Origin of the sequence: Psychrobacter sp. LFX-11D (assembly GCF_904846475.1) — a bacterium.
Lineage (GTDB): Bacteria > Pseudomonadota > Gammaproteobacteria > Pseudomonadales > Moraxellaceae > Psychrobacter > Psychrobacter cryohalolentis.
In genome coordinates, this window is sequence record NZ_CAJHAV010000002.1 from 225510 (window position 1) to 249328 (window position 23819).

Sequence of the window (23819 nt, forward strand, 5' to 3'; positions counted from 1 at the left end):
TAATAGTCACTGTTTTTATTATTTATAAAACATAGTGAGTCTAAGCGCTCATAATTCTATGCAAGATCCCTATAATTGATTTTATAGCTGCTAAAAAATGGATTTTTTAGCGGCTGTATTGATTTATAAATGACCATTTATCGATAGCAAGCTCATGTTTAGCTCTAGCATTGTAGATGGCGTTATTATCAAGTCAAAATAGCTAAGAGGAGTGGGCAATGGTAAAAATTCGTGAAGGATTACCGCTGGTAGATGGACAAACCACGCAAGCCGACAGTGCAACTTTGGCAGCGCAACTGGTCGCGAGTCAACGCTCGCACCAGTCTGCCAATAGCTATGCTCAAATCCCACTAGATATCAAGTATCAACTTGCCACTCATAAACTCCATACTACCTTTGATCGCTCTGTTAATTACGCCTACTACAGTCATGACTCAAATCTTGAAAATGACTATTTAAGGGATAAAATCCTTGATGAATCCGAGGCGTTTTCACAGCAAGAGCTTGAAGCGTTAGATTTAAATCAAATCAATATTGATGTACCTACTTGGCTTGATAATGTTGCAAAGCGTATTGGGCAAGATTCAGTACCCAATCTTAGCGCTGCCTGTGTATTCGTCCGTAATCACATGAATACCAGTGAATCGGAGCGTTCGGGCGCTTACGTGACTGGTATCGGCATGACTGATATCTTAACTTACCTTTATCAAGATGAAGATGCCCTTGTCGCTGCCATGCTCTATCGCAGTGCGCGCAAATCGATTATTAGTCTTAGCGAAATCGAAAAAAAGTTTGGCACCGATATCTCAACCTTGGTTAAAGATACCTTAGCGATGGGACAACTGTCTGAGATTATCGAAAGCAATAAGCGCTTAGAAGATCACTTCGTAAATAATCAGCGGGATCAATTATCGAATATTTATAGCATGCTGATCTCAGTGACAAACGATGTCCGAGTAGTACTGATTAAGCTTGCTGAACGCACTTTTGCTATGCGCGAGCTGACCTTTTCCAATGAAATTCGGCAAGCTCGCGTGGCGCGTGAAGTCATGACTATTTATGCGCCATTGGCACATCGCTTGGGTATTGCCCAGCTGAAATGGGAGCTTGAAGATTTAGCCTTTCGCTACCTTGCCCCTGATCGTTATAAAGAAATTGCCAAACTATTATCAGAAAAGCGTAGCGAGCGTGAGTCTTATATCCAGCGTGTACAAGATAGACTGAACGAGTCTTTAGCAGAATCTGGTATTGAAGGCGAAGTTTCAGGACGCGTGAAGCACATTTATTCTATTTATCGAAAAATGAAGCTTAAAGGATTGTCTTTTGATCAGCTGTACGATATCCGTGCGCTGCGAGTATTGGTCACCACTCCTTCAGACTGTTACCACGTGCTAGGATTGGTACACGGGTTATGGCGTTATATTCCTGAGCAATTTGACGATTATATTACCAATCCAAAATCTAACGGTTATCGCTCACTCCATACTGCGGTCATCGCTGAAAACAAATCGCTTGAAGTACAGATTCGTACTCAAGAGATGCATTTTGAAGCTGAGCTTGGCATGTGTGCCCATGTCAACTACAAAGAAGGGCTCAAAAATAAAAAGGACAATTACCTTAATCAGCGAATCAGTTCTTTACGTCAATTGCTGTCTATCAATAATCAGCCGCGCTCATCTTTATCAACCGGTGATGAATTAGAGGAAGTTGAATATGATGAAGAAGAGCAATTGGTTGATTTTGATGAACTCGAACGTATTTACATATTTAGTCGTGATGGCGATATTACGGAGTTGCCAAAAGGCGCGACTGTGCTGGATTTTGCCTATTATGTTCATACGCAGGTCGGTAACCGCGCCCAAGCAGCGCGGGTCAATCAGCGTTATGTACCACTAACTTATCAGCTCAAAACGGGCGAGCAAGTTGAGATTATCACCAAATCTTCACGTGAGCCCAATCGCGACTGGCTAGTGGCTTCACTAGGCTATATTCATACCAATCGTGCCCGCTCAAAACTGCGTCAATGGTTTAACAAACAAGATCGCGATAAGAATATCGAAATCGGGCGTCAGATGCTCAGTAAAGAGCTTGAACGTCTATCGGTACATCCGAACAGCATCGATTTAAACGATTATACGCAACATTTTAATGTCAACAATACCGACGATATTGTGGTTGGTTTGGTGACGGGAGAAATTGGTCTAAATCAGCTTACCAGTCATATCTCTCGTCAGCTGCATTTAGAGCCTGAAAGATCTGAAGAAGATTTTGCTCCTATTATCGATAAAAGAGATTCAGGTAAGCTCGATGCTTACAAAATCCAAATCGATGGCTTGGATAATATTGAAGTTGGCTTGGCAGGCTGCTGTCACCCTGTGCACGGTGAGCCTATCGCGGGCTACATTACTTTATCGCGTGGTGTCAGTGTCCACAATCGTGGTTGCCCTGAATATCTGCGCCTGATTGAACGTGATCCTGAACGCGAAATCAAGGCAGCTTGGAAGATTAAATCTGGTCGCTATCAGCCGGTTGATATTCATATAGAGGCCTATGATAGGCGGGGTTTATTACGCGATTTAACCCAAATTATTGATAAAGAAAACGTCAATATTCGTCAAGTTCAAACTCTGAGCAATGATGATAATATTGCCTTTTTAAAGTTTCATATTGAAGTGTCGGGGCTGGCACATTTATCCAAGTTACTTGCTAAGCTTGAACAGCAGCATGGTATCTTACATGCTCGCCGCGCTGTTGCCTGATAATACCTTTAATTCTTAATAGAGATTTTATAAAATATTATGCCTGAGTTACCAGAAGTAGAAACGACAAAAACCAGTCTGACGCCTTTATTAGGACAAAAAGTCACCAACGTACAAGTCTTTCAACCAAAGCTGCGTTGGTCGATGCCTGATAATTTAGCAGATTTGATTGATTATACATTGGACAGCGTTGAGCGACGGGCAAAGTATTTAATCCTCAATTTTATACCGCTAGCTGATGATGGCATTTCATCTTCTGTTGAACCTAGGAATTTACAGCCGAGACAGCTTTTGGTTCATCTTGGGATGTCAGGTAGCTTGCAACAACACAGTCACGCAAGCCATAAGCGCAAACATGATCATTTGGTTATGAGTTTTATCGGCGCTGACGATACTCAAACTCAGCTACATTATTATGACCCCAGACGCTTCGGCTCTATCTTATGGCTTGAGGATTACGGGGATAAACTACTAAACCATTTAGGACCTGAGCCATTATCAGATGCGTTCACAGCAGAGTATTTGTATTATCTTATCCAACGTAGTGAACAATCCATCCAGACTCAAAACAGCAAATCGTTTAAAAAGCAGCCTATCAAACGAGCCATCAAGTCAGTTATTATGGAGCAGCAAGCTGTGGTCGGCGTTGGTAATATCTATGCCACTGAGAGCTTATACCTCTCAGGCATCCATCCTGCTACTCCAGCGAATAAGATATCATATGACCAAATAGTAATTTTAGTCGCCCATATCAAAACGATTTTACAGAAAGCTATCAAGCTAGGTGGTTCAACACTACGTGATTTTACGGTTGCTGATGGTCAAACAGGTTATTTCCAGCAGACCTTGAATGTCTATGGTAGACAAGGTGAAACTTGTCCGCACTGTGATTCAGTTTTAGAGAATATCAAGCTCAATGGACGTGCCAGTGTCTACTGCCCTGCTTGTCAGCCAATTAATTAGATTCTAGATTTTCCAATATTAATTTTTTTTCAATATTTACTTAAATAGACCAGTTCGGCGCTCTTTAACTACTGGTCATTAAAATAGAGCAATTCATAAACATATCCTTATATGCTGCGCATTTTTGTTGCTTATTAGCCTATATATTGCTTTAATAGTGCTAGCACTTACATAAATAGTGCAAACCATTTATTTGACCGTAATATATACGCTATCTGTCGTTGCCGCAATATTTCTATTTCTATGGAAAAATAGCAGCAGCTATTTACCATACTACTTATGAGTTTTAGGACATCATTATGATTGCTCAGGCTAACACCAAACGCACCGTAAAATATACGCTATCAACTATATTGATAAGTGCCAGCTTAGCTTTTGCAAGTATGCAGCCCGCTTTAGCAGCGATAGAGATTGATGAAACAGATTTTGGTCCCTCTTATGAGACCATGGCTGTAGATACCGTTGTCGGCAAGCCATTACAGTTGATAGCAGCTGTCGCAGGTACAGCCGCTTACATCGTCAGTTTGCCCTTCTCTTTGATCGGCGGTAATGCTGACCAAGCACAGCAGAAGCTCTTTGTTGAACCATGGAATGCCATGAGTCGCTGCTTAGGCTGTACGGTTGCTGAAGACAACTATTACAAATCGCAAATCGTTGATAATAACGTTGTGCGTATCGTCGTTGATCAACCATCAGAGATTATTATTAATACCAATGACTATGTTGTCGTTAGACCCTAAACATAACTACCATTAAGTAATTATAAGAAATCCAATAAAAAGAGGCTAACATGACGTTAGCCTTTTTTATTTTTTAATCTGAAGGTCAGTAAAATGTGTTTACTTATTAATATTGCCAAGCTTGGCGCTAATTTCACGAAGCAATTGCACTTCTTCTGATGGCTCTTCTATCGCTTCTTCTACCTCATCTGCACGGCGCAATCTATTGACCATTTTTACCATCATAAAAATAATAAACGCCAAGATTAGAAAGTTAATCAGTACGGTAATGAAACTACCATAAGCCAATACAGGAATACCAGCAGCTTTGAGGGCATCATAGTTTCTTGCCACGCCTTCGGGCGCATCACCCAGTATCAAAAACATATTCTTGAAATTAATTTCGCCGCCGACGATAAAAGCAACAATGGGCATGATCACGTCCTCTACTAAAGACGTTGTGATTGTAGCGAATGCTCCACCGATGATCACACCAACGGCCAGATCCATCACATTACCTTTTAAAGCAAATTCTTTAAACTCAGATACCATACTCATGTTTTATCTCCTCAAAAATCTTATTGATCATAAGATAAGCGTGTAAATGATGCATCCAACTTGGGATTTTAATAATAACCGTAAGATTACTCGTTTTTTTTAGTAAGTGACATTCGACTATTGTCTTTCTATTCTATGTAAAATGCAACATAGAACAGTGGTATACCAACTATTCTATGTTGCTCACTAGATATCTTTAATGCGAAACCAAATAATGGATAACCACTATTTATTGTTCAATATTACGCACCTTTCTTACGACCATAACGTTTACGCTCACTTTCAGTCAAGTAGCGTTTACGAATACGTATCGCTTTTGGCGTTACTTCTACCAATTCATCATCTTGGATGAATTCAAGTGCTTGCTCAAGCGTAAACTTAACCGCTGGAGTCAGTGTCAATGCTTCATCAGTACCACTAGCACGAACATTGGTTAACTGCTTACCAGTCGTCGGGTTAACTGCCATGTCATCATTACGTGAGTTAAGACCAATAATCATACCTTCGTAAACTTCAAGCTGCGGCTCAGCAAATAATTTACCGCGTTTTTGTAGGTTAAATAAAGCAAAACCTAAGCAAACACCTTTTGCCATAGAAACCAAGACACCGTTTGAGCGAGCACCCACCTCACCAACTTTCTGTGGACCATAATGTGAAAAGCTTGACGTCATGATACCGGTACCTGAAGTCAGGGTTAAGAACTCAGAGCGGAAACCAATCAAACCACGGGCAGGCATTGTCGCTTCAATACGCATACGACCTTTACCATCAAGCTCCATATTGGTCATCTCGCCTTTACGCAAGCCAACCTGCTCCATGATAGGACCTTGATGCGCATCTTCGATATCGAAGACAACATTTTCATACGGCTCTTGTAGCTTACCATCAACTTCTTTGACGATAACTTCTGGACCTGAAACGCCCATCTCGAAACCTTCACGGCGCATGTTTTCGATCAATACAGATAAATGCAGTTCACCACGACCTGATACTTTAAATTTATCAGGAGATTCTGTATCTTCTACACGTAATGCTACGTTATGAATCAATTCACGCTCAAGACGCTCACGAATATTACGTGAGGTCACAAACTTACCATCACGACCAGCAAAAGGTGAGTTATTTACTTGGAAGTTCATAGAAACGGTAGGTTCATCAACCGTTAATGCTGGTAATGCTTCGACAGCACTAGGATCACAAATCGTATCTGAGATATTAAGCGAATCAATACCAGTAATACAAACGATGTCACCAGCTTGTGCATCTTCAACATCAATACGGTCAAGACCATGATAGCCCATAATTTTCAAAATACGGCCATTACGGGTATTGCCATTTTTATCAATGACAGTTACTTGTGTATTGGTTTTTACTTTACCACGCTGAATACGACCAATACCGATAACACCAACGAAACTATTGTAGTCAAGACTTGAGATTTGCATACGGAAAGGTGCATCTGCATCAACCTGTGGAGCCTGTACAACATCAACGATAGTTTTGAACAATGGCGTCATGTCATCAGCTAAATCATCAGCTTCTAAACCTGCAATACCATTCAATGCTGAGGCATAAACAACTGGGAAATCAAGCTGCTCATCAGTCGCACCTAAGTTATCGAACAAATCAAAAATTTGATCCATTACCCAATCAGGACGTGAACCAGGACGGTCAATTTTGTTGATAACAACAATAGGCTTTAGACCTTGCTCGAACGCTTTTTGCGTTACGAAACGAGTTTGTGGCATTGGACCATCAACAGCATCAACCACTAGAAGTACGCAGTCAACCATAGACATTACACGTTCAACTTCACCACCGAAATCGGCGTGACCAGGGGTGTCCACAATATTAATACGATATTCAGTACCGTCAGTGTTATCTGTCCAACGAATGGCTGTATTTTTCGCCAAAATAGTAATGCCACGTTCTTGCTCAATATCACCTGAATCCATTGCACGCTCAGCAATATTTGCACGGTCGCCAAAAGTACCAGACTGATGTAATAGCTTATCAACCAAAGTTGTTTTACCGTGGTCAACGTGGGCAATAATTGCAATGTTACGCAGGTGTTTGATATCGTTCGCCATATAAAATGCTCGTTTCGTCTTAAAAAAATGCAGTAGCAGTAAGCACCGCTGGATAAACTTTTGCCATTAACCAGATAAGTAGTATTACGCTATGATTAAGTAACCATACAATAGGTACAGCTAGATAATTAATAGAAGTAAAACATAGACTTATGGTGATGAATCCATCGTACAGATAGCTATGCTAATTACACTTTGTCAGTTTACAAAGTGTTTGGGTGGCTAGTATAGCATTATTACATCATAAATTTATGTAATAACTTACTTTTCTCGATACATAAATAAAAAAAAGCCACCCATTGGATGACTTTTTTTGTAACTAATTAGCTTATTACATAATTAGTAGCTAGTACTTATTGAACAACCATATCTTTAGTTTGTTCAACAGTCATTGTTTTGTCACCAGTGATGATGGCATAAACACGACGGTTCATAGCACGACCTTCTTCAGTGTTGTTGTCAGCGATTGGTTGATCATAACCATAACCAACAGTTGATAGACGGTTTGGAGCAATACCAAATTCGTTAGTCAACATAGATTTCACAGCAACAGCACGGGCTTCAGACAGACGTTGGTTATAACGTGCTGATGGACCAGTTTTAGAAGCATGACCTTCAACACGAGCGGTAGAGTTAGGATACTCGCGCATCTTCTCTGCTACTTTAGCGATTTCAGGTTTGTACTGAGTTTTGATAGCTGATTTATCGTTATCAAAGAATACACGTAGTTCCATTTTCAATTCATCAGTAATATCTACTGGTACTGGGCAACCGCGCTCATCTACAACAACATTCATTGGAGTGCCTGGGCAAGCATCGATGCTATCAGGTACGCCATCGCCGTCTGAATCAAGATCAGATTCAACAACAACGATTGGTGGAGTCTGAACATTAGGCTCTTGCATCGGTGGAACAGCTACTGCTGGTGCTAAGTGACCACCTAGTACTACTTCTAGACCGGCCAAAGCCATGCCTTCCCACCAGTTTTCATCAAAGTTATGAATCGCACGAGCTTCACCGCGTAGGCTTAAAGCGTCATTAATACGGTACATAGCACCTAGACCTAGGTTACCAATAGTATCTTTAGAACCAGTAACGAAGTTACCAGCAGCATCTTCAACTTCAATCTTAGAACGACCAGCACCAACCAATACATATGGCTTTAATGCATTATCAGTATAACCAGTAAACTGTTCAGTACCGATCAAGAAGTTACCAGAAATCATTTCTTGTTCAGCATCATTAGTTACAGTACCAGCACGATTTACAGCATCAGTATTTGATACACCATACTCTACTTGGAACTGAGTAGAAGGAGTCAATTCGATACCTAGTGCAGCACCAGTGTATAAACCATTCTCTTTATAGAAACTATCGCCAGCACCGTCACCCATAGTTGAAAGCTGCTCTTCATCAGCACCTTCGCTATAATGATAACCAAGTAGTAGTGGGCTGATAGTTACGCCAGCGTTAGCTGCTAGTGGGGCTGCTGTGATGGCAAACAAAGCCAAAGCAATTTTATTTAATTTCATGAAACTTCCTCCAAAGGATAATTTTAGTAGTGCATTAAGCAAAACTATTGCTCAAAAACAAACATCATTTACGAACTTAAAATTACAAAGCAAAACCAATTAAGACGTAGCTTAGCGATTATCAATTCAGTTTACAACTTTTTTCGTAAACCAGCTACACATTATTACACGATAATGTCATAACTAAAACACATTAGCCCGCTTAACTTACTGAGAGCTAACACACTTTACACTCTTTATCTTTTGTATGTTAGGTCGCAATAGATGATGAAACGATTCCTACCTATTGTTGCAACTCATTTTAATACAAGTAGTTAATTTTCTCTATTATTAAAAGCCTCTATTCACGAATTGAAACATTCTTTGACAGTAGACATATATTTGGTTTATATTTACAATTATAGAAACAAACAATATTTTACTTATTCCGTTTAATAGTTTTTTTGCTATTCACTATATTAATAATGCAACTTGATAAAACAAATAGTGACACGAACAACAAATTTAAAAACACAATGAACATTTGAAACCATCTTAGCTATCCCTTTTATACAGGTAGCAGGTCCATTATGGCTATATCATATATAATATTTTCAATATACTCGAAGGGTCTTAGACGGCATAATGAGCATGGGTTTAATTTAGTAGAATTAATTGTAACCATTGCTATCTTAGCTATTATATTAACGATTGCCACACCTTATATTTTGACTCAGTTGGCAAGTATGGAAGCCAGACGTATTGCAAGCCAAATAGACACTACCTTGACTTTAGCAAAAGCTGAGAGTCATATTAGAAGACAAGATTTACTGGTTTGCTTATCTAATGGGGGTGGTCTTTGCCATAGAGACAGCTTTAAAAAGTTATTATTATTCTCGGATAAAAATAATAATAACAATTTTGATGTTGGTATTGATGATTTGTTAGAAGACCAAGCGCTGAACCCAAAATACAGTACTTTATATTTACGGGTCGGTAATAACCGTCACTACACTAAATTTTGGGGCGATAGCGGCAGTCCTCGTGGGCATTTCGGACATATTAAATACTGTCCAACCTCAACCTATAATCACACCATGTACCAAATCTCTTTTAATCAGACAGGCGGTATTACCTACAAACCTAACGAAAACCATCCGACCGGATGTGGTACATAATGATATATCAATATAAGCTAAGAATAAACTGTCGTAGCTATCGGTGCATCGCTGTTTTCATCATAATAACCGCCTGCTCTATCCCCACAAATAGCGCATCTGCTATCAAAGCATGACCAATATTTAGCTCATATATACCGTCAATTTGGGCAATCGCATGAACATTATCACGTGTTAGACCGTGACCAGCATTGACCAACAGTTTACTATCAGCTCGTTTAGCGGTAATCACTGCATTTTTAATACGTTCAAGCTCTACATTTACCCTATCTGTTTTACCTGCCAGACCTGCTTCAGCATAAGAACCTGTGTGTAATTCGATTGCGTCAGCGCTACAATTAACTGCTGCCTCGATCTGCTTATCTTCTGGATCAATAAACAAAGAGACTTTGATACCTGCTGCTTGTAACTGACTGACATAATCTGTCAATGAAGCTAGCTGCCCTGCCACATCAAGCCCCCCTTCTGTAGTCAGTTCAGCCCGTTTTTCCGGCACTAGGCATACCCAATATGGTTTGACTTGACAGGCTATTTCTAGCATCTCAGTCGTTGCTGCCATCTCTAGATTCATTCTCGTAGTCAGCTGCCCTGCCATCTCATATACATCGGCATCTTGAATATGACGGCGATCTTCACGTAAATGAATAGTGATACCGTCAGCACCTGCTTTCTCACACAAAAGAGCTGCAGCTAGTGGGCTTGGATAGCTCACACCGCGTGCTTGACGTAAGGTTGCCACATGGTCAACGTTGACACCTAAGAGTGGTTTTTTTGAAGTATTTTGTGGATTTTGCTCTAATGTAGTAGTCGGCAAAATCTGCGCTGTATCCGTCATAAAAAATCCTTTTATTAATAGTTAGATTATTTACTAAAAATAGCTTATTGATGATAAGTAGTTGTGAACATATTCTATTGTTAAGTACGCTTTATAGTTGATAACGCTGTTGCTGCTGCCAAAGTAGACGACTTTGCAGCGGTTGATAATCGAGCATATGATCAATCAACTGCCGATGTAAACGCGACCATGCGTTCAGCGTACTAACGGACAACCCTTGCTCTACCATTATCAAAATATCATTCCCTTTAAAAACCGCATGACCAACCATACTTTCGCCATCTTCTGTATTCAAAGTCGGCACTAAGCCAATATCGGGTAAGAATCGGTAAACCTGTTCAGGCTCAATAGGGTTTTCAAGGCTGTCTTGATGTAACGTCAGTGAAAATCCCAACTCATCAAATAGATAGCTCTCAAACTGGCGCAAGCACAGACGTAGCTCGTCAGCGGTTAGGGGGTTTTTGAGCGCATCTAGGCTATTTTGATAATGTTGCCATAATATGGGCATAGGATCTTCAGTAGGCAACAATCGCCACAATATCTCGTTCAAATACAAGGCTGCATATTGATGCTGACCTGTAATGCTTTCTTGATGTCGTATATCTACATTTGCGGCATTATCATCTTGGACAGCTTGTGTATGGACCGAACTAAAAGAGGCTATATTGATTTGACTGAATGTTTTGAGATCACGTTTGCCAGTAGCAAAGAGTTGTAAAGGCATAAATAGTGGCGCGCCTTTTTTACCAATACCATGTATCACCCCGTGTTGCTGAGAAAATAAATAATATAAGGCGCGCTTTTCTTGATAAGAGCGCTGATGTAATAAATAACCGATTAACGCTTCGTTACGCATGATTATTACCTCAGCTATAGTTCACTCAATATAAAAGAGAGTCGCTATTAATATTTTTAATAGCCTAAACTGGTCAAGGCTCGCTCGTCATCCGACCAACCGCGCTTAACTTTTACCCACAGCGTTAACATGATTTTCTTATCAAACAGCTGCTCCATATCTTTACGAGCATCCATACCAACTTGTTTGATACGTTGCCCTTTGTCACCAATCACAATCGCTTTTTGCCCGCTACGCTCGACATAAATAGTGGCATCGATAAAGGTACAGGCTTTACGTGGACGACCAGTTTTTGGGTCAGTATGAGCCGCTTCATCTTTAAAGCCGTCAATTTGTACCGTTAAATCGTAAGGTACTTCATCACCGGCACTGCGCATGATTTTTTCACGAATAATTTCACTGGCTAAGAAACGTTCTGAGCGATCGGTGATTTGTTCTGTATCATAAATTGGCGCTGCGACTGGCAAATGTGATGCGATCACTTCTTGCAGACGATCTAAGTTTTGATTCTTTAATGCAGAAACTGGGACGATATCAGCAAAATCAAAGCTGTCGTTAAAGGTTTCCATTAACGGTAAAACGCTGCCTTTATCTTTTAAGGTATCGGCTTTATTAATCACTAAAACCACATTTAAATTGGTATCACCAAGCTTCTGTAGAACCAGTAAATCATCGTCACGCCATTGATCAGAATCAACGACAAACAATACTAAGTCAACATCTACCAATGCAGAGACGGCCGCTTTATTCATGCGTTCATTGATAGCACGTACTTCGTTGCGGTGAATGCCGGGGGTATCAACAAATACTGCCTGCATCTCATCATTAGACAAGATACCGTGGATACGATGACGCGTCGTTTGTGGTTTACGTGAGGTGATGGACAGCTTTTGACCCAATAAATGGTTCATCAGCGTTGATTTGCCGACATTTGGACGACCAACAATGGCGACATAGCCGGTTTTGAAACCTTCAGCAGCAAGCGCGCCATTATTTGGTGAAAAGAAATCTTCGATTGCTGAATCACTATCTACTGCATTGCTTTCTGTTTCGTTGATTTCTACTTCACTCACTTCTACTGCATTGTTTGTACTTGTATTTAGGTCAGTATTTTCGGTCATATTTGTGGCATTATCTTCATTATTTAATGGCAAGTCAGTATGATTGCTCATAGGGTAATCCTGTGGGGTTTGTCATCAGTTAAACTGCTGTATGCGCATATGACATAAATAGCAGCACTGTTATCAAGTTAAGAATATTTGATGTTGCAATACTAATTCGTTAAAGAATGAGTATTTTTGAAATATAGAAATGATAGTGTTGAAGGCATTACTATCAAGTCATCAATATAAAATCAGGGTAATATTACAAAAGCCATTAGCTGCGTTTTTTGGGCACACTAGGCAGCTTATGAAGTTGGTTAATCATCAATTCAGCCGCTTTTTGCTCAGCAATACGGCGGCTTTCACCAGATTCGGTAATATCAGGACAGTTAAGAATGTTTACCTGACAGCGTACCACAAATATTTGATGCGGGGCATTACCACGTGTTTCCATCAACTCATAGTGTGGTAAGTCAAATTGCTTCGACTGCAACCATTCTTGTAGACGGCTCTTGGCATCTTTTAGGGCTTTTTGATCATTGACATTATCAATCAAATCACCGTACCAAGACAATACACATTCTCGCGTGATATTCATATCTTGACTGTCTAGATAAATAGCACCAATCAAGGATTCGACGGCGTCCGCCAATATAGAAGCACGATTGCGTCCGCCACCTTTACGCTCACCCACACCCAATATTAGCTGATTAGACAGCTCTAGATTTTGAGCGATAATGACCAAGGATTCTTGCCTCACGAGCGTCGCTCGCATACGGGTCAGACGACCTTCGTTTTGGGTTGGATAACGATGATATAACGCCTCACCGACTATCATACCTAGCAATGCATCACCCAAAAACTCTAAGCGTTCATAGTTCTTTTTACTATCAAACGAGCGATGCGTGAGTGCCAGCTTAGGTAGACTTAAATCATTAAACACATAACCCAACTTGCGCGTTAATACTGCTAAGCGTTGAATAAATTCTGAGCTAATAACAAGCGTGTCATCAGACAGGCTATTTTTTGGTGGATTAGGAACCGCCTGAGGATACTGCGAAGTTGGTTTCATGCGTGGCTTATGATTATCCCTTTTGTTGTACTATTTAAGGTCATTAAGTAGTAACGTTTAAAAATATTAAATACAAAAAACCAGCTCATAAAGAGCTGTTTTCTAGAGTACTGGCTTGTTAGATCGTTGCTGCTCGTATTTTAGAAAATCGAATTACTCTGCTATTGTAGGATCGATATCGCCTTCAAAGCGATTCACAATATCAATATTTCCAAAGAGCGTATTGGTTTTTTCATATTTTTTATAGATAGCCAACTGACCTGTTTTTTTATCTTTAAAGGTAAATACATCCTCTGCTTTGGTATCGTAATCAGCATTGATAGACAACTGCTTATCAACACGCTCGACGAATTGCTTGGCAGTCTCTTTCTTATTATTAGACTCTTGAAGCTGCGCACTCAAGGTTTTAGTCAGTTGATAATCGCCAATTTGTGCTGGCACAATGGCAACAATCAATTTAACAGCAACACCCAAGGCGATGATAATAAAAACGATACTCGTGACACTAGCACCGCGCTGTGTAGATAAGCCAGATAACTGTTGCACCATAATACCTCTCAACGAAAAATAGCTATATTTGTAATGTATCTAGCTTAGAAAACACTATTTCTTAGTGGATGTTTATAAGCTAAATATCATTGCATTGAATGGCCATAATATTAGCACAAAACGTTTGTCGCTAAATATATCTATAGAATATTGATGTCATTAATCGATAGAACCATTACGTTTAAAAGTAGGTAGCTGTAGACCTGGCGGCTTATGCATCCAAATATATACTGCTTTTCCTGCTAAATTATCATCAGGAACAAAGCCCCAAAAGCGTCCATCTGCACTGCGATCACGATTATCGCCCATGACAAAATACTGACCTTCAGGCACGTTAATACGCCATTCATTGCCTTCTGAGCTCACCACTTCTGGCGACTGTTGCTGTAAAAATGGCGCATATTGTGAGCTGTTCATACCCTTCAAATAACGAACAACATACTCATGCTTACCTTGATTTTCTTTAAAATATTTTGCGTCGCTTTCTTCTTGCTGACCCATTACAGCAGCATTCTCCTCCGTCAGCATTTGACCCGGAGCAACTTCCCCTGAAGAATATAACTGTGACGTCAGCTCTGCATTGGCATCAAAATCAATGGCTTGAGTAGCAACAGGCACGTCATTAATCGCAATTGTGCCTTGATTATAACTAACCGTATCACCCGGCAGACCAATGACGCGCTTAATATAATAAATACTTGGGTTCTCTGGATAACGAAAAACGGCAACATCGCCATGTTCAGGCGTGCCAGTATCGATTACTTTATTATAAGTCAGTGGCAAACGAACACCATAAGCATACTTATTGACGGCAATGAAGTCACCCGTATATAGCGTTGGCACCATCGAGGACGACGGAATATTAAACGGCTCAATTAAAAACGAGCGCACAATTAATACTACCGCCAGCACGGGGAAAAAATCATATGCCCAGCGTACCAGCAAGCTCTCTTTACCGCGACCCCGTGTTTTACGCTGTTTCAGTGTCAGCTTATCTAATAGCCAAATAATACCCAAACCTATGGTTAATGGCACTAAAATCAAATTGAAATCAAAATCCATACTTAATTGCCTATTAGCGAGCTACTTATCCAATGATGACATCCGTAAAAACAGCAATGATGATTCATTTATTAATAATCTAATCTACCTGCAATACGGCTAAGAAGGCTTCTTGTGGAATCTCGACGTTACCCACTTGCTTCATGCGTTTTTTACCGGCCTTTTGCTTAGACAGTAGCTTTTTCTTACGCGAGACGTCACCACCATAACACTTAGCCAAGACATCTTTACGCATGGCTTTCACAGTACTACGCCCGATAATTTGGCTGCCAATTGCCGCTTGAATAGCGACATCAAACATTTGACGCGGAATCAGCTCTTTCATTTTGGTCACCAGTGCGTTACCACGGTAGCGCGACTGAGTTTCATGGACAATCATAGCAAGCGCATCAACTTTGTCACCGTTAATCAGCACATCAACTTTAACCAATTTATCGACTTGATAACGCTCAAAATTATAATCAAGTGACGCAAAACCACGTGACACTGATTTTAGACGGTCAAAGAAGTCCATGACCACTTCGCCCATCGGAATATCAAAGATCAGCTGTACTTGACGACCCATAAAGCGCATATCGACTTGCACACCTCGGCGCTCAATACAAAGCGTCATCACGTTACCGAGATAATCCTGCGGTACTAAAATCTGACAACGAGCAATCGGCTCACGGAATTCTTCGATATTATTCGGTTCAGGCAGTCTTGATGGGTTATCAACATAGATAATGCTGCCATCTTTTTTTACAATCTCGTAGATAACTGAAGGCGCAGTAGTAATCAGATCCAAGTCATACTCACGCTCTAGGCGCTCTTGGATAATTTCCATATGCAGCATACCGAGGAAGCCACAACGGAAACCAAAGCCTAGCGCGTCTGAGGTATCCGGCTCAAAGAACAATGACGCATCGTTAATTTGCAGTTTTTGCAGTGCTTCACGGAATTTTTCGAAGTCGGTAGATTCTACAGGAAACATACCAGCATACACTTGCGGCGTAATCTGTTTAAATCCAGGAATACGATCGACGTCAGGCGTACTGGCATGAGTAATCGTATCACCAACTGGCGCGCCTGCAATGTCTTTAATACCCGCAATAATAAAGCCCACTTCACCCGCTTCTAAGATACCCGTATCTAACGGCTTCGGGGTAAAGACACCAATTGATCCGACTAAATGCGCATCTTTGGTCGATTTAATATAAAGTTTATCACCTTTTTTTATCGTACCTTGGCGGACACGTACTAATGAAACCACGCCTAAATAATTATCAAACCATGAGTCAATAATCAACGCTTGCAGCGGTGCGTCACGATCACCTGTTGGTGCAGGAATAAATTCAACTAACGCCTCAAGCAGTTTATCAACGCCAAGACCAGATTTTGCCGACACGCGCGGCGCATCAACGGCATCAATACCAATAATGTCTTCAATCTCTTGAATCACACGCTCAGGCTCAACTTGTGGCAAGTCAATTTTATTTAAAACTGCCATGACCTCAAGACCTTGATCGACCGCGGTATAGCAGTTAGCAACCGACTGCGCTTCAACACCTTGCGCCGCATCAACAACCAATAGCGCGCCTTCACAAGCCGCTAAGGAACGTGAAACTTCATAAGAGAAATCCACGTGACCAGGCGTATCAATAAAGTTGAGCTGATAGCGCTCACCATTTGGATGGTCATAATACAGCGTCACCGACTGCGCTTTGATCGTGATACCACGCTCACGCTCAATATCCATCGAATCGAGGACTTGCGCCTGCATCTCGCGATCTTGCAGCGCGCCACACATTTGAATAAAACGATCGGCAAGGGTCGACTTACCATGATCAATGTGGGCAATAATAGAAAAGTTACGAATATTGGCTAATGCAGTCACAAAGCGCCTACTAAATAATGGAGGATTGAATAACGAATATAAATGCTGTCAGATGGCAACAATAGAATACTTACTCATAGTTAATATCGGTCAATACACCAATATCACTACATTAAGCAAACCGTATTGTAGCAAGTGAAGTGCCTACAGCGCTGATTATTAGTTATAACTACGCGCAGGCACGTGAGGGTATTCTAGCAGTTTTCCACTATAAAGTAAGTGGATTTTGTCAGCAAGCCTTGGTTTTATAAATGAAGGTAGACAAGCAAGCTTTAAATCAAGAATATTTACTTCGTTAGATCTGATATAGATTCTATGAGTAAATATTTATTTTTAGCCATAAAATAGGCAAAAAAAAACCAATCAAATAATGATTGGCATTTTTAATGTTACAGGTCTTGCTAAAAATGGTGGCGATGAAGAGACTTGAACTCTTGACCTCACGATTATGAGTCATGCGCTCTAACCAGCTGAGCTACATCGCCATTTTAGGCTCGGTATTATGCCGATATGAGTGACTTACGTCAACCCTTAAAAGGCATTTTTTGCAAAAAAATTGAATTAAATTCAAAATAAGCGCAATTTTAAAACACCAAACCGGTACTGCTATGCTTCTTTAAAAATTAGCTAATAAAGAAACATGTTTAAAACATTGCTAAAAAGGTTGGTAAACCGATAAGCCGGGTTCTGTCGTGGACAATCATTCCTCTAGGCGTATCATCGCTAATACGCTCAAGCAACCTACCCGCATCGAACGCGGGCCGCGCCATGCCGATGCCTATTTGGTCTTGCTACGCGTGGAGTTTACCATGCCGTGAACTGTTGCCAGCCACGCGGTGCGCTCTTACCGCACCCTTTCACCCTTACCGATAGTGTCAGACACTAAAGGCGGTCTACTCTCTGCTGCACTGGTCGTCAAGTTACCCTGCCCAGCCGTTAGCTGGCACGCTGCCCTATGTAGCCCGGACTTTCCTCCCCTGCATGTCTGTTACCAGTGTGCAGCGGCGATTGCCTAGTCTACCAAGCGCGCTAGTATAGCAAACTTGTGACGATTTAGGGCAGCAAATTTTGACTTATTTTTAGCGGTGATTTATACAAAGTTTTGAGGGACTATAAAGTCTGTATGACTAAACCCATTATCCTTTTGTACAGGTAAGGCTAACCAATGCGCCATTGGATGATGCTCAGCTAAATAGTTTTGCAGAAAATCAATTGTACTAGCTGCTATCTGTTTATCTGTCTGAGCAGCATTGTCGTGAATATGATTATAAATGACACTATGAACGTCTAGACCACGCGATTTTATCGCCTCTAAGCTAAGCAAAGTATGGTTGATGCTGCCCAAGCGTCCGGAAGTGACTAAAATAACCGGATAGCCTTGTTTAGCAATATAATCTAAGGTTAATAATTGCTCAGTGATTGGCACTAATAAGCCCCCTGCCCCTTCTAAAAGCACTACCTCATAATCCGCTTGCAAAATTTTTGTAGCGCTTGTAATCACATCAGGACTTAATACTTCATTGGCAAGTCTTGCAGATAAATGCGGTGACGCAGGTTTCTCATAACGATACGGGCAAGTGGTACTATCAATATCACACGGCTGTAGCGGAATCCCCATCAGCTGACGATGGGTAATAATATCATCGGCAATTCCCATTTTTCCGCTAATTAAATCTCTTGCGACGCCCGTTTGCACCAGCTTTTGGGTAATGACATTAACGCCGTGCTGCATCAGCGCTTTGGCAATCATACCGGTTGCATAAGTTTTGCCGATGTCGGTATCGATACCAGATATAAAGAGCACGCTCATCATTAATCCTTTCGCGTTAAATAACTACTGACCACTTTTAATAACGCTTGGCAAAGAGTGGTGAGTTCATCATCGGTAATCACATAGGGCGGCATAATATAAACCAATTTCCCAAATGGTCTGACCCAGATGCCGTTTTCAATCAGTAAGGATTGAAAGACTGGCATATTAACGGCGTCGTGTAGTTCGATTACTGCTACAGCACCTAAGCAACGCACTTCATTAATACCCTCTAAACTCGCAGCTGGTGCAAGTTGTTGCTCCATTATTGTTTGGATATTTGCTGTACGCGCTTCAATATCATACGACACTATTAAATCAATTGAGGCACAAGCAACGGCACATGCCAGCGGGTTACCCATAAAGGTCGGACCATGCATCAGTGACGGGTAATCACTTTGACTAATCTTATCGGCAATAGTGCGCGTGCATAAGGTCGCGGCAAAAGTCATATAACCGCCGGTCAGTGCCTTACCAATCGTCATAATATCAGGGCTAATAGCAGCATGCTCACACGCAAATAACTTGCCACTACGTCCGAAACCGGTGGCAATTTCATCAGCAATCAGCAGTACCTCATGCTCATCACACAATTGGCGTAAGAGCTGCAAATACTGAGTACTATAGAAGCGCATGCCGCCTGCGCCTTGAATAATAGGCTCGATAATAAATCCTGCCAGCTTATCGCTATTGTTAACAAAAAACTCCGTTAACGCCTCATGCTCACTTTGGGTTAAATCACGCTTAAATCCCATTGGTGGCGCTGCGACAAAATGCTGCATCGGCAACTGATTACCATATAGGCTATGCATACCATTAATAGGGTCGCAGACACTCATCGCATGCCATGTATCGCCGTAATAACCTGAATGGGTCGAGGCAAATTGGCATTTTTGCGGACTTTTGGCAGCAATTTGATATTGCAATGCCATCTTAAGCGCAACTTCTACCGCGATACTGCCACTATCGGCATAAAATATCGCATCCAGTCCGGCAGGCACAATTGACAGCAGTTTTTTGCCCAAGTCTATCGCTGGCTGATGGGTTAAACCACCAAACATGACGTGCGCCATTTTACCCAATTGTTCAATCATCGCCGCATTCAATTTGGGATGATTATAGCCGTGCACGCTTGCCCACCATGACGACATACCATCAATCAGGCGCGTACCATCTTCAGTAACGATATAAATACCTTCGGCACGGTCAATCACGATATTGGGATAAGTCGGTGGTAGGCTGGCATACGGATGCCAGAGATGTTGCTGATCAAAATCGTTGGTTGATACAGTTGTCATATTTTATTGACCAGTAATGCGTTTGTATTTAGACATCAAATCACTTTCGGTTTCGATATGATTGGGATCATGAGGAATACAATCGACAGGGCAAATAACCACGCATTGCGGCTCATCGAAATGACCGACGCATTCGGTACATAAGTCAGGGTCAATCACATAGATATCATCGCCCTCTGAGATGGCTTCGTTTGGGCAGGCAGGCTCACACACATCACAATTGATGCATTCATCTGTAATTAACAACGCCATAGACTGCTCCTTTTTTTTATCAGGCATTTCTATTTATTAAGAAATACGCAATCTAACACAGATACGCGACCTATTTATTACCGAGCTTTTGAATAAAAGCTGCAGAGACACAAGGCGGTACAAATTTTGTCACGTCACCGCCGAGCTTAGCAATTTCGCGAATCATGGTCGACGAGATGAATGAGTAATTCTGTGAAGGCGTCAAAAATACGGCTTCAAAATTTTCATCAAGCTCGCGGTTCATATTGGCGAGTTGAAACTCATATTCAAAATCTGACATCGCACGCAAACCACGCAAGACAGCAGTGGCATTCTTTTCGCGCATAAAATCGACTAGCAAGCCCTCAAAGCCTATAACGGATACCTGCGGCAAATCAACAAATACGGTCTCGACCAAAGCCACACGCTCTTCAAAGTTAAATAACGGCTTTTTATGGTGACCAGATGCCACGGCAATCACCACCTCGTCAAATAATTTGGTCGCGCGCGTCACTAAGTCCACATGACCATTGGTAATGGGATCAAAGGTGCCAGGGTATAGAATCTTGGTATGCAATTTTGAAGAAGTAGCAGAAGAGCTCATAGCAGGACCAATGTGGTTGGTGATAAAATAATAAGCTATATGCTAGCAAATTTTATCCAAACTTAATACTTATCTGCTACATTTGTCCTAACAGCGCGGCTACATTTGCAGCAGAAGCTTTGTTACAATAGCCAGTTCGACTCATCTGTTTAGCATTTATAAAAAATAACCCGCATTTAAGGGTTAGGATGAGGAATTAGTAAGACTAGAAATATAGGGACAAGATATATTTAAGCAGTCCTTATGGAGACATTATGTCAAAAAAATCAAAAAAACCGGAAAATCAAATTTGTGCCAATAAAAAGGCTCGTCATGAGTACTTTATTGAAGAGACATTTGAGGCAGGTCTGTCGTTACAAGGTTGGGAAGTTAAAGCCATTCGCGCAGGCAAAATGACCATTACGGAAGCTTATATTATTTTTCGTAATAATGAGGCATTCCTATTTGGCGCGCATATTCAGCCGCTACTATCCAGCTCGACGCATGTCAGCCCTGATAGTATCCGTACCCGTAAGCTGCTGCTTAATCGCCGCGAAATCGAAAAGCTAATGGGTGCAGTCAACCAAAAAGGCTATGCCTGCGTACCATTATCCTGCTATTGGAAAAACTCGCTGGTAAAATGTCAAATTGGCTTGGCACTGGGTAAAAAACAGCATGACAAACGTAAAACGCTTAAAGACCGTGATTGGGAACGTGATAAGCAGCGTGGTTTTAAGAAGGATTTAGATTAAAGCCCTCTTTCAAAAGATTGGTGTTAATCTTAAAAAAACGGACGATTCAGCATAATGTTGAATCGTCCATTTTTATTTATTCGATTACTCTTATTTATTAATTTTCAAATAACTGGTGCAATTTCTGTCGTTTGTGATTGTTGATGGGCGCGACGTAATTGACGTACACCATGGGCAATCAGACAAGCTATCCCGACCCAAATAAGACCATAACTATAAATCATCGCCGATTCAAAAGGATTGCCCAAAACGGTTATTGCTAAGATAAATAGTAATGCGGGCTCCAAATAACTCATCATGCCATAAACGTTCATTGGTAGCATTTGACTGGCATCGACGTTGGTTTTCATGGCCAGCACGCTCATAACGCCGAGTCCTACCAGCATCGCAATAAAGAACCCAGAGCCGCTGACTAAGCTTAAACTACTTGGGGCAATAAAAAATAAGTACGCCAAAGCAAATGGTGCGAATATCGTTAAATCAACCAACAACCCAGTCACCGCACCAATACCTTGCAAACGGCGCAAAATATAATAAACAGGATAAGTACCACATACCCATAGCGTTGCCCAAGAGACGCTTTGCGTACGTACAATCTCACTGCCGACTCCAACTGCGGCAAAAGCAACCGCCAACCATTGTAAGCGACTTAGTTTTTCACCGAAAAATACACATCCAAATACCACCATCATCAATGGAAATAGGAAATATCCCATCGCGGTTTGTACGCCCTGCCCATTGACGGGTGCCCACATAAATAGCCAAAACTGACTTAAGAATATCGGTGTAGGCAATAGCAACCACGCCCATTGTTTCACAGAGCATAATGCTTTTAGTTTATCCATATGCAAACCTAAGCGCCCGCTAATAAGCAAATATCCTATCAGTGCGGCCCACATCGCTAGCATCCGCCAGATAAAAACTTGTGTCCCTGATAACGGTGCTAAAAAACTGCTATAAGCATACAGTACGCCAAATAATACGTTGGATAAGACTGCTAGTGCTACACCCATCATTAAAGTACGCTGCTGTACGCTGCCTTTGGTCCACATTGCTGGCATCGGGAAACGTGACAAAGTCGACGCTACAGTATTGGTTGGGGTTGAAGTAGACATAAAGCACCTTTATTTGCATGAGCAGTGAGAACACTATTTGATAGAGATTATTATCGTTTTCTAATATATAAAGCTTAGTTTATAGCTAGTGATTGTGAAAAAATCTCTATATTTATCTTAATATGAATATATTTATCTTATAGTCACCTATATTACTAATAATTTATTACTTTATGATTTATAGTGATAATACTTCTATAGTAAGCGAATTGTAATCATCCTCTGTTAATGTCTCTACCTTAAAGCGAAACCCTATGAATCAGTCAATAGACAATACCGACAAGTCCATTTTGAATTTGATGCAAGATGATGCGACATTGCCCTTAAAAACCCTTGCAGAACACGTCAATGTGTCTATCGCTACGGCTCAACGGCGTGTGCAAGCGCTGATAGACAATGGGGTGATTACTAAGCAAGTGGCTATAGTAGACCCTCATAAGGTTGGTTATAGCTTGACGGCGGTGGTGATGGTAGAGATGGAGCGCTCCAATAACTCTATGCAGCATCGATTTGAGCGTTTGATGAATGCCCAGTCGCAAGTGATGAGCTGCTATGAAGTATCTGGCGATGCTGACTTTATGCTTATGGTGAGTGCTAAAAATATGAAGGATTATCATCAGTTCACTCGCAATTTGCTCACTTACGAAAATAATGTACGTAATTTTAAGAGTCAGTTTGTGATGAACTTTACTAAGAGTGGTACGAAGATTTATTTAGATTGATATCTGCTTTTTGCCTAATTGCTATCCATAGATTATTCTGCGCTATCAATAACTTATCGCTAATACGTTTATTACATCATGAACGTTATTCATGTTAAAATGAGCGCCTTTAAATTAGCCATCAACTACCGTTATCTATAATGGCTATTATATATATGCATTTTTTCTGATTTTCTG

21 protein-coding genes, 1 tRNA gene and 1 other RNA gene are annotated in these 23819 nt (G+C 41.0%); 6 read left to right on the forward strand and 17 right to left on the reverse strand.

All coding sequences use genetic code 11. The features are described 5' to 3' along the window. Nucleotides 1-218: 218 nt before the first annotated feature. From JMX75_RS02550 to JMX75_RS02560, 3 genes are all read left to right on the forward strand, one after another. Complete coding sequence (locus JMX75_RS02550; protein ID WP_201530804.1) at nucleotides 219-2759, forward strand: RelA/SpoT family protein; 2541 nt, start codon at nucleotides 219-221, stop codon at nucleotides 2757-2759. A gap of 39 nt (nucleotides 2760-2798) precedes the next feature. Next, a complete protein-coding gene (mutM, locus tag JMX75_RS02555; protein ID WP_133103756.1) occupies nucleotides 2799-3722 on the forward strand; it encodes a bifunctional DNA-formamidopyrimidine glycosylase/DNA-(apurinic or apyrimidinic site) lyase in 924 nt (307 codons plus the stop codon). A 299-nt stretch (nucleotides 3723-4021) separates the two neighbouring features. After that, a complete protein-coding gene (locus JMX75_RS02560; protein WP_201530806.1) occupies nucleotides 4022-4462 on the forward strand; it encodes a hypothetical protein in 441 nt (146 codons plus the stop codon). A 99-nt stretch (nucleotides 4463-4561) separates the two neighbouring features. Here JMX75_RS02560 and mscL read toward each other — a convergent pair whose 3' ends face one another. The 3 genes from mscL to JMX75_RS02575 all read right to left on the reverse strand — a co-directional run bounded on the left by mscL (nucleotide 4562) and on the right by JMX75_RS02575 (nucleotide 8621). After that, on the reverse strand, nucleotides 4562-4999 hold the full coding sequence (gene mscL / locus JMX75_RS02565) for a large conductance mechanosensitive channel protein MscL (RefSeq protein ID WP_201530808.1): 438 nt from the start codon (nucleotides 4997-4999) through the stop codon (nucleotides 4562-4564). A gap of 242 nt (nucleotides 5000-5241) precedes the next feature. Further along, nucleotides 5242-7089 (reverse strand): translational GTPase TypA, encoded by a 1848-nt coding sequence (gene typA / locus JMX75_RS02570; protein WP_011512742.1) that lies wholly within the window; start codon nucleotides 7087-7089, stop codon nucleotides 5242-5244. Between the two features lie 353 nt (nucleotides 7090-7442). Continuing rightward, nucleotides 7443-8621, reverse strand: a complete 1179-nt coding sequence (locus tag JMX75_RS02575) for an OmpA family protein (protein WP_133103760.1) — start codon at nucleotides 8619-8621, stop codon at nucleotides 7443-7445. Nucleotides 8622-9190: 569 nt separating this feature from the next. Between JMX75_RS02575 and JMX75_RS02580 the strand changes: the two genes are divergently transcribed. Further along, entirely contained in the window at nucleotides 9191-9778 is a 588-nt protein-coding gene (locus JMX75_RS02580) for a prepilin-type N-terminal cleavage/methylation domain-containing protein (RefSeq protein ID WP_133103761.1), read from the forward strand. Between the two features lie 37 nt (nucleotides 9779-9815). Here the strand turns inward: JMX75_RS02580 and JMX75_RS02585 are convergent, their stop codons facing one another. From JMX75_RS02585 to coaD, 13 genes are all read right to left on the reverse strand, one after another. Then, complete coding sequence (locus JMX75_RS02585; RefSeq protein WP_201530810.1) at nucleotides 9816-10613, reverse strand: pyridoxine 5'-phosphate synthase; 798 nt, start codon at nucleotides 10611-10613, stop codon at nucleotides 9816-9818. A gap of 91 nt (nucleotides 10614-10704) precedes the next feature. Then, entirely contained in the window at nucleotides 10705-11469 is a 765-nt protein-coding gene (recO, locus tag JMX75_RS02590) for a DNA repair protein RecO (protein ID WP_201530812.1), read from the reverse strand. Between the two features lie 56 nt (nucleotides 11470-11525). Continuing rightward, nucleotides 11526-12641: a GTPase Era gene (era, locus tag JMX75_RS02595; protein WP_201530814.1), complete on the reverse strand. Its 1116-nt coding sequence runs from the start codon at nucleotides 12639-12641 to the stop codon at nucleotides 11526-11528. A 205-nt stretch (nucleotides 12642-12846) separates the two neighbouring features. Beyond that, nucleotides 12847-13644 (reverse strand): ribonuclease III, encoded by a 798-nt coding sequence (rnc, locus tag JMX75_RS02600; RefSeq protein ID WP_020442714.1) that lies wholly within the window; start codon nucleotides 13642-13644, stop codon nucleotides 12847-12849. A 153-nt stretch (nucleotides 13645-13797) separates the two neighbouring features. Then, the gene (locus JMX75_RS02605) at nucleotides 13798-14193 is read right to left on the reverse strand and encodes a DUF4845 domain-containing protein (protein ID WP_011512735.1); all 396 of its coding nucleotides are present in this window, start codon (nucleotides 14191-14193) and stop codon (nucleotides 13798-13800) included. 159 nt (nucleotides 14194-14352) lie between these two features. Further along, nucleotides 14353-15255 (reverse strand): signal peptidase I, encoded by a 903-nt coding sequence (gene lepB, locus JMX75_RS02610; protein ID WP_201530815.1) that lies wholly within the window; start codon nucleotides 15253-15255, stop codon nucleotides 14353-14355. Between the two features lie 79 nt (nucleotides 15256-15334). Beyond that, nucleotides 15335-17131 carry a translation elongation factor 4 gene (gene lepA / locus JMX75_RS02615; RefSeq protein WP_011512733.1) on the reverse strand — a complete coding sequence of 599 codons (1797 nt, stop codon included), beginning with the start codon at nucleotides 17129-17131 and terminating at the stop codon, nucleotides 15335-15337. Between the two features lie 408 nt (nucleotides 17132-17539). Then, a tRNA-Met gene (locus JMX75_RS02620) sits at nucleotides 17540-17616 on the reverse strand. A gap of 175 nt (nucleotides 17617-17791) precedes the next feature. Further along, nucleotides 17792-18155: RNase P RNA component class A (gene rnpB / locus JMX75_RS02625), an RNA gene on the reverse strand. 66 nt (nucleotides 18156-18221) lie between these two features. Next, nucleotides 18222-18941 carry a dethiobiotin synthase gene (bioD, locus tag JMX75_RS02630; protein WP_201530817.1) on the reverse strand — a complete coding sequence of 240 codons (720 nt, stop codon included), beginning with the start codon at nucleotides 18939-18941 and terminating at the stop codon, nucleotides 18222-18224. Nucleotides 18942-18943: 2 nt separating this feature from the next. Further along, nucleotides 18944-20239, reverse strand: a complete 1296-nt coding sequence (gene bioA, locus JMX75_RS02635; RefSeq protein WP_201530819.1) for an adenosylmethionine--8-amino-7-oxononanoate transaminase — start codon at nucleotides 20237-20239, stop codon at nucleotides 18944-18946. Between the two features lie 3 nt (nucleotides 20240-20242). Beyond that, entirely contained in the window at nucleotides 20243-20491 is a 249-nt protein-coding gene (locus JMX75_RS02640) for a YfhL family 4Fe-4S dicluster ferredoxin (protein WP_011512730.1), read from the reverse strand. Nucleotides 20492-20561: 70 nt separating this feature from the next. Then, the gene (gene coaD / locus JMX75_RS02645; RefSeq protein ID WP_011512729.1) at nucleotides 20562-21074 is read right to left on the reverse strand and encodes a pantetheine-phosphate adenylyltransferase; all 513 of its coding nucleotides are present in this window, start codon (nucleotides 21072-21074) and stop codon (nucleotides 20562-20564) included. Between the two features lie 254 nt (nucleotides 21075-21328). Between coaD and smpB the strand changes: the two genes are divergently transcribed. Further along, nucleotides 21329-21805: an SsrA-binding protein SmpB gene (smpB, locus tag JMX75_RS02650; protein ID WP_011512728.1), complete on the forward strand. Its 477-nt coding sequence runs from the start codon at nucleotides 21329-21331 to the stop codon at nucleotides 21803-21805. 104 nt (nucleotides 21806-21909) lie between these two features. Here the strand turns inward: smpB and rarD are convergent, their stop codons facing one another. Further along, a complete protein-coding gene (gene rarD / locus JMX75_RS02655; RefSeq protein ID WP_201530821.1) occupies nucleotides 21910-22920 on the reverse strand; it encodes an EamA family transporter RarD in 1011 nt (336 codons plus the stop codon). Between the two features lie 254 nt (nucleotides 22921-23174). On the opposite strand from rarD, the gene JMX75_RS02660 reads away from it, so the two are divergent. Beyond that, complete coding sequence (locus JMX75_RS02660) at nucleotides 23175-23642, forward strand: Lrp/AsnC family transcriptional regulator (protein WP_201530824.1); 468 nt, start codon at nucleotides 23175-23177, stop codon at nucleotides 23640-23642. Nucleotides 23643-23819 lie beyond the last annotated feature (177 nt).